The sequence below is a fragment of the Magnetococcales bacterium genome (genome assembly GCA_015228815.1).
Classification (GTDB): domain Bacteria; phylum Pseudomonadota; class Magnetococcia; order Magnetococcales; family UBA8363; genus UBA8363.
The window spans coordinates 1-6,748 of the sequence record JADGCV010000085.1 but is presented as its reverse complement, the minus strand read 5'-3'; the positions used below and the strand labels follow the sequence as shown (position 1 = coordinate 6,748).

The 6,748-nt window shown below is 56.8% G+C and carries 3 protein-coding genes; all 3 read left to right on the top strand.

Features of this window, described 5'->3' with window-relative positions; genetic code table 11:
- The first annotated feature begins 262 nt into the window (after nucleotides 1-262).
- Nucleotides 263-3,322, top strand: coding sequence for a DEAD/DEAH box helicase family protein (locus HQL76_17965; protein ID MBF0111055.1), 3,060 nt, complete (start codon nucleotides 263-265; stop codon nucleotides 3,320-3,322).
- Between the two features lie 124 nt (nucleotides 3,323-3,446).
- Nucleotides 3,447-4,271, top strand: a complete 825-nt coding sequence (locus tag HQL76_17960) for an NYN domain-containing protein (protein MBF0111054.1) — start codon at nucleotides 3,447-3,449, stop codon at nucleotides 4,269-4,271.
- A partial coding sequence (locus HQL76_17955; GenBank protein MBF0111053.1) for a site-specific DNA-methyltransferase occupies nucleotides 4,271-6,748 on the top strand: 2,478 nt, incomplete at its 3' end. The genes HQL76_17960 and HQL76_17955, both read left to right, overlap by 1 nt.

The following is a 6,748-nucleotide window of genomic DNA, read 5'->3' as shown; positions in this document are numbered from 1 at the left end:
GCCCTTTGAATGATGGAGTTTCTGTTTCCCCTCACCCCGACCCTCTCCCGGAGGGAGAGGGGGTCTGAACGGTTACGTTGCTGATCAAATGGATGCTGGCTCTGGTCATCACCGCCACCGTTCTTCCAGCCTTGAAAACGCTGTTCATTCCCTGAAAGTCGTGTGCTTTCATCTGCACGAGGGAACGGCGCAGCCTTGTTCAGTCCACCGGCAAAGCCGGTGGTTTACCTATTGTAATTAATAATAATGAGGTTGCAGAGCCATGCCCAATCGTTTCTTTGAGAGGCCAATATTAAATTCGCCATACGGAGATCCTGATCAGCACTGGGAATTGGATACCGATGGACAGCCGACCAACAAGATTATCCACAACCGTCGTCCCTCGGACCTGATCACTCCTGTACCCAAGCCCAAAAAACGTCGTAGCTCCAAAGACCAATCCGTGATGGTCTTTGATGATCTTTCCACGGCTGAACAGGAGTACGATCCGACCCCGTTCATCAACGAGGTGCGGAGCCAGGTCAAACTTTGGCGAAATCTTCCTTCATCCGACCCGTGGTCGGTCACCCCGGAAACAGCCCGACTGCTTCAGCATTGGCGTCATCATCGATTCCAAGGCATCCGCCCCTTCTTCTGCCAGGTTGAAGCCGTGGAAACGGCCATCTGGCTCACCGAGGTCGCCCCCAAAATGGGGAAACGCGGATCAAACTATCTGGATCTCCTGCAACAAACCAATCTGGAGGCCAATCCCGAAATCTATCGCCTGGCGCTGAAGCTGGCCACGGGAGCCGGCAAGACCACGGTGATGGCCATGCTCATCGCGTGGCAGACGGTCAATGCAGCCCGCCACCCCCAGAGCAAACTGTTCACCCGTGGGTTTCTCATCGTCACCCCGGGCATTACCATTCGTGATCGCCTTCGGGTTTTGCAGCCCAACGACCCGGACAGCTACTACAAGAGCCGGGAGATCGTTCCCAGTGACATGCTGGCGGATCTGGATCGGGCCAAGATCGTCATCACCAACTATCACGCCTTCAAGCTGCGGGAGCGCATGGACGTTTCCAAAGTGGGCCGTTCGCTGCTGAAAGGGCGCGGCCCCGACCTGGAGACGGTAGAAACCGAAGGCCAGATGCTTCAGCGGGTGATGCCCGGGCTGATGGGCATGAAGAACATCCTGGTGCTCAATGACGAAGCGCACCACTGCTACCGGGAAAAGCCGGGCAGTCATGATGTGGATGATCTGACGGGCGATGACAAGGACGAGGCGAAGAAGAACAACGAGGCGGCCCATCTTTGGATCTCCGGCATCGAGGCGGTGAAGCGCAAGCTGGGGGTGCGGACCGTGTTCGACCTTTCTGCGACGCCCTTCTTCCTGAGAGGGTCAGGATATATCGAAGGCACCCTGTTCCCCTGGACCTGTAGCGACTTTTCCCTGATGGACGCCATTGAGTGCGGCATCGTCAAGCTGCCCCGCGTTCCGGTCGCCGACAATATTCCCGGCGGGGATGTGCCCAAGTTCCGCAACCTTTGGGAGCATATCGGCAAACACATGCCCAGGAAGGGGCGTGGCGCGGCAAAGACGCTTGACCCCCTGAGTTTGCCCACTGAACTGCAAACCGCATTGGAGGCCCTTTACGGTCACTACGAGGAGACCTTTAACCTTTGGGAAAAGGAAGGCATCCGCGTTCCGCCGGTGTTCATCGTGGTTTGCAACAACACCTCCACCTCCAAGCTGGTCTACGATTTCATCTCCGGATTTGAGCGTGAAGGGGACGATGGCAAGTCCCAGCTGGAACATGGCCGATTGGCGCTTTTTCGCAATTATGACGAGCACGGCAACCGCCTTCCCCGCCCACGGACGCTTCTGATCGACAGCGAACAGTTGGAATCTGGCGAGGCGCTGGATACAAACTTCCGTGACATGGCCTCCGATGAGATCGAACGTTTCCGGCGGGAGATCGTGGACCGGACCGGCGATCAACGCGCCGGGGAGAACATTACCGATTCGGACCTCCTGCGGGAGGTGATGAACACGGTCGGCAAGCGAGGTCGCCTGGGGGAATCCATCCGCTGCGTCGTCTCGGTCTCCATGCTCACCGAGGGGTGGGACGCCAATACGGTGACCCATGTTCTGGGGGTTCGCGCTTTCGGAACCCAATTGCTTTGCGAGCAGGTGGTGGGCCGCGCCCTGCGCCGCCAGTCCTACGATCTTAATGAGGAAGGCCTGTTCAACGTCGAATATGCCGACATTCTGGGCATTCCCTTTGACTTCACCGCACAACCCGTCATCTCCAAGCCTGTCCCGCCCCGGGAGACGATTCGGGTGCATGCGGTCACGCCGGAGCGCAATGATCTGGAGATCACCTTCCCCCGGGTGGAAGGTTATCGGGTGGAATTGCCCGATGAAAAGCTTACGGCCCAATTTACCGAGAATTCCGTTCTGGAGTTGACGCCACTTCTGACCGGTCCGGGAATCACCAGAAACCAGGGGATCATCGGTGAAGATGTGGATCTGACCGTCAAACATCTGGAGGACATGCGGCGCTCCACCATTCTGTTTCACCTGACGCGCCATCTGCTCTACACCCAATACCGCGATCCTGGCGAGGAACCCAAGCTGTATCTGTTTGGCCAACTCAAGCGCATCGTTCGTCAATGGTTGGACGGTGGTTATTTGCGCTGTACCGGCGGCACGTTTCCGGCGCAGTTGATCATTCAGGAAATCGCCGACATGGCTTGCGAGCGGATCAAGACGGCCATCACCAAGCGCCTGGAGGGCGAACGTCCGGTCAAGGCCATCCTGGATGCCTACAATCCCCGAGGCTCCACCATGCATGTGAACTTCACCACATCCAAGGAAACCCGGTGGGAGACCCGACCGGACCGCTGTCAGATCAACTGGGTGATTTGCGACGGGGATTGGGAAGCGGAGTTTTGCCGGGTTGTAGAGGGCCATCCCCAGGTGCTGGCCTACGTCAAGAACCAGAACCTTGGACTGGAGGTTCCCTACCTGATGGGCGCGGTCCCCCATACCTACATCCCGGACTTCATCGTCCAGGTGGACGATGGCCATGGCCGGGGGGATCCCTTGAACCTGATCGTCGAGATCAAAGGGTTCCGTGGCGAGGATGCCAAGGACAAGGCCAACACCATGCGCGCCTATTGGGTGCCGGGGGTGAATAACCTGGGCAAGTTCGGGCGTTGGGCCTTTGCCGAGTTTACCGATGTGTTCGCCATGGAGGCTGATTTCGGACATAAGGTTGACGAAGCCTTTCATGAAATCATCGAGAAGGTGATCACCAAGTCTGGGGCCGTGCAATGATCGGTTGCCATTTTCGCCATCAAACGGTATGCTTTTCTCGTATCCGCCCCTTGGAAGTACGCCCGCTCAACTATCCCGAGCGTGTGCCGAAACCCTGGGGCTTTTTTGTTGCAGGGGTGGGGATATGAGGATTCGTCGCGTTGCGATCCTCATTGACGGGGGCTTTTTCCTCAAACGGCTGCCCAAGGTCGTGGAATCACGTTTCCGCGAGACCCCTGAAGCGGTGGCGGAAACCGCTCGCATTCTCTGCAAGCGCCATGTTCAAAGGTTGATCGGCGAAGCCGACAGGAGTGACCCCATCCGCTGGCTGGATCACGTCTACCGCCTGTTCTATTACGACGCCCGCCCCTTCGATGGCGTTACCCACCATCCCATCGCCAACCGGCGCATTGAATTCGCAAAAACCGAACAAGCACGGTTTCGGGAATCACTCTTCCAGGAACTTCGGCGGAAGCGGAAGTTCGCCTTGCGGCTGGGCAAGGTGACCAAGGAAGGCGATTGGCAGATTCCCTCCCGCCTGACGAAATCTCTCATCAGAACAAGGGAATGGGTTCCATTCTTGAAATCTCTCCTGGCCGACGGAAACGAAGGGGGCGGCCCGCCCGATCTGACGGTTGAGCAACGCCGCAACCTCGAAAAACTGATTGCCGCCTGGCAGGACTTTGGCGAGGATGACGTGAGCCTGATCCTGCGCCAGAAAGGCGTCGATATGCGGATCGGTCTCGACATCGCCTCGATGACCCTGAAGAAACAGGCCGACACCATCATTCTGGTGACGGGCGACAGCGACTTCGTCCCGGCGGCCAAGTTGGCGCGCCGGGAAGGCGTCGAGTTCATTCTGGACCCCATGTGGCAGAACGTGAACGACGACCTGTTTGAACATATTGACGGTTTGGTTTCCGTTCTGCGAACGGGAAACCGGAGTGATACGCCGGAGGAGAACCCCTGATGGCCCGCAAAGGCGCAGACAAAACCTTGGAAGTCGATGCCCTGACCCACAAGGAGGCGCACCGTCGCAACATTCCCACGGCGGAGTTCCAGTCGGTGATGAAGCGGGATGAGCACAATCCCATCAGGATCGCTTATGAGCGGCGCAACCGGGATCTGGATCCACAATTGGTATGGCGCGGCAAGGATGAGCAGGATTGGTCCGATCTGGTGGTGCATGCACCACCGCTCTACATCCAGGAGAAGGTCCATCCCAAGGTTTTGGTCGAGGATCTGCGCCGGGAGAGTGCGGCACGGGCCAAAAAGGATGAATCCCAACAGCCGGGCTTTCAATTCGATCTCTTTTCCGACTTCAACGGACTGCCCAAAGAGGCCATCGCCACCGACTTCTACCGGCATGATGGCCATTGGACCAACCGCATGATCCTGGGGGACTCCCTCCAGGTGATGGCCTCCCTGGCCGAACGTGAGGGGCTGCGCGGGCAGGTGCAGTGCATCTACATCGATCCGCCCTACGGTATCAAGTTCAACTCCAACTTCCAGTGGTCCACCACCAGCCGGGATGTGAAGGATGGCAACAAGGACCATATCAGCCGCGAGCCGGAGCAGGTGAAGGCGTTCCGGGATACGTGGCGGGATGGCATCCACTCCTATCTGACCTACCTGCGGGACCGTCTGACCTTGGCCCGGGATCTGCTGACCGATTCAGGATCGATCTTTGTGCAGATCGGCGATGAAAATGTCCATCGGGTCAGGTCGATACTCGATGAAATTTTTGGTGATGAAAATTTTGTATCCATCATTCAAGTTCAAAAGACTGGAAGTCAGTCTGCAAATTTACTCGCGAATACTGTTGATTTTATTCTATGGTACGCCAACCATAGAGAATGTATAAAATATCGCCAATTGTATAATAAAAGGACTGTTGGACATGTTTCGTCGGATCGTTATGATCAAATTGAACTTCAAGATGGAACTGAACGTAGGCTGACCCGAGGAGAGATTGAAAGAACATCGAGTAATATCGACGGAAAAATATTCCAGCATACAAGTTTAATAAGTTCCGGCCAAGCATCCTCGGAACAAGAATTTAATTTCCAGCATAAAATATACAAACCAGGAACTGGAAACCACTGGAAGACAACGCTTGCCGGTCTCGGAAGATTATCAAGAGCTGGAAGAATTGCATCGGGGATATCAACCTTACGTTATAAGAGATTCCTGGAAGATTTTTCTGTTCTTCCCATCACTGATCGATGGGAATCAATGCAAATTGGCGTAGGACTGATTTACGTTGTTCAAACAAGTCCATCAATCGTTGAACGCTGCCTCCTCATGACCACTGACCCCGGCGATCTTGTCCTTGACCCTACCTGCGGCTCCGGCACCACCGCATACGTCGCCGAACAATGGGGCCGTCGTTGGATCACCATCGATACCTCCCGCGTTGCGTTGGCCCTGGCACGGGCGCGGATCATGGGGGCGCGCTATCCCTATTACCTGCTGGCCGATTCCCTGGAAGGGAAAGAAAAGGAGGCCGGGTTGCGGTCTCCCCCATATTCCCGGACGGGCAAAGGGACCATGACGGCGGTGCTGCTCGAAGAAAATTCCATTCGGGAAGAGGAGCCACCGGATGCCGACCTCCAGGTCCACGGCGACCTCCGCCAGGGGTTTGTGTATGAGCGCGTCCCCCACATCACTTTGAAATCGATTGCCAACAACCCGATCATCGATGTAATCTGGGAACGACATCAGGAAACGTTGGACCCCTTGCGTCAGGAGTTGAACGCCGCCCTGGGCCAACATTGGGAGGAATGGGAGATCCCCCGGGAGGCGGACGGCGAATGGTCCGAAACGGCGCAAAAAATTCATGAGCAATGGTGGAAGGGGCGCATCAAAAGACAGCGAGAGATCGATCATTGCATCACCGCCAAGGCGGAGTTCGAATATCTTTACGATCAACCTCATGTCGTCAAATCGAAGGTCCGGGTGGCGGGTCCCTTCACCGTAGAAAGCCTGTCGCCCCACCGGGTATTGATCGTGGACCAGGAAGATCACCTCAAGGATCCATCCCGTGTTCCGTACCCGGAACTCCTTGATTTCGCCGCCGTCATCCTGGAACACCTCAGAACCGCCGGGATCCAACAGGCACACAAGGAAAACCGGATTCTCTTCACCGCCCTGACCGGCTGGCCGGGTCGGCTGATCTGCGCCGAAGGCCGTTACATGGAGGAGGAGAAGGAGCGCCGCGCCGGCATCCTCATCGGTCCTGAGTTCGGCACCGTCTCCCGTCCCGATCTGATCAGCGCCGCCCGGGAAGCCGGGGATGCCGGGTTTGACGTTCTTATCGCCTGCGCTTTCAACTTCGATGCCCATTCCGCCGAGTTCGACCGCCTGGGCCGCATCCCTGTGCTCAAGGCGCGCATGAACGCCGACCTGCACATGGCCGATGACCTCAAGAACACCGGCAAGGGCAAC